Annotated in this window: 1 protein-coding gene and 1 pseudogene; both read left to right on the plus strand. The window is 44.9% G+C overall.

All coding sequences use genetic code 11. The features are described 5' to 3' along the window. Positions 1 to 177: 177 nt before the first annotated feature. Positions 178 to 396 (plus strand): annotated as a pseudogene (locus B0W55_RS29345) (hypothetical protein); the annotation flags it as partial. A gap of 273 nt (positions 397 to 669) precedes the next feature. After that, positions 670 to 984 carry a hypothetical protein gene (locus B0W55_RS29350; protein ID WP_077049381.1) on the plus strand — a complete coding sequence of 105 codons (315 nt, stop codon included), beginning with the start codon at positions 670 to 672 and terminating at the stop codon, positions 982 to 984. Positions 985 to 1133 lie beyond the last annotated feature (149 nt).

Here is a 1133-nt window from a genome sequence, read left to right on the forward strand (position 1 = left end):
GACGGTTGGCCAAAAGCCCTGAAACTACCAAACATTTCAAATTTTTGATTTACTGAATTTTAGGTTCCAATGAAAAACAAATCATTCGCCCCTGAATCCACCATGTCTCCACTGGCCTTCAGACTCGGCGCTTTGGCACTTGTTGTTATCATGATGCTGATGGGCGCATTTTCATTTATTTATATTGTGCCCGCCATCATGATTCTGACCACAGTTACATTACTAAACCGAGGCTACACCCCTTGCCCTAAACTTCTTATCTCTGGGTCGGCATGGCAGTTGTTTTGGGTAAACGACAAAAACGCATGCTTCAAGCCCACACGTTACATCAATGATCATTGGCCTTGTAAAATGATTGGCGAGCAGGAGGTGTGCATACAGGTGGACGGAAGATGAATAACATAAGGAAGATCCTGCTCAATGGCAGGCAGTAAGTCAGGTTTCTCGGAAGTTTACATTGATCGAGCTACCACGGTGCAGCGAATCGCAGCCAACGCTAGACTGGATGCAATTCGAGAGGCGTTGTGGAACGCATTTGAACGGTTCTGAATTCAGACGATGTGTCATAACAGATCTAAAACAGCCAAGGCGGCTCAGTATCTAGTGCCTAATCGGCAAGAGTGGTCTGCAGCAAAGCTTATTGGCGAAATCGCAAACTAGGAATTAGCAATGGATATTCTAGCGTTAAAACAGACCGCGATCGAATTGCGAAAACAACTTGAATTGTATAAAGAAAAAGAACCGGCAGCGCTGACTTTGTACGAACAGATGGAATATTTGATAGCCGCAACTGAGCGTGGTGAAATCAACACCCAAGTTGAAGCAAGGGATATACCAGGCCATCGCATCATGGATGAGTCAAACCTTCGGAAGTATCGGGAGCTTTCGGATGCTTACAGCAATTTTTATGTTGAACTTATCGATGGCCGTGGCTCGGACACGCTTAAAATGATAGAAGAAATCATGAAAAAAGTCAGACCGTAAAATAGCTTGCCTTGAAAAATGATCGGCAATCAGGAAGTGCGTATTCAGGCAGACGGCAGATGAAAGGCGTCAGTGTGAGTAGCGAACTACTGATAGAAAAGCTGAACTTGCTGGCATACTCGGGACTGCTTTCTACATTGCCGATCAGA

Origin of the sequence: Pseudomonas sp. KK4, from assembly GCF_001984065.1 — a bacterium.
GTDB lineage: Bacteria > Pseudomonadota > Gammaproteobacteria > Pseudomonadales > Pseudomonadaceae > Aquipseudomonas.

Excerpts from the sequence above, each read along its gene's own strand:
- B0W55_RS29350 (WP_077049381.1), top strand. The coding sequence starts at position 670 with ATGGATATTCTAGCGTTAAAACAGACCGCGATCGAATTGCGAAAACAA.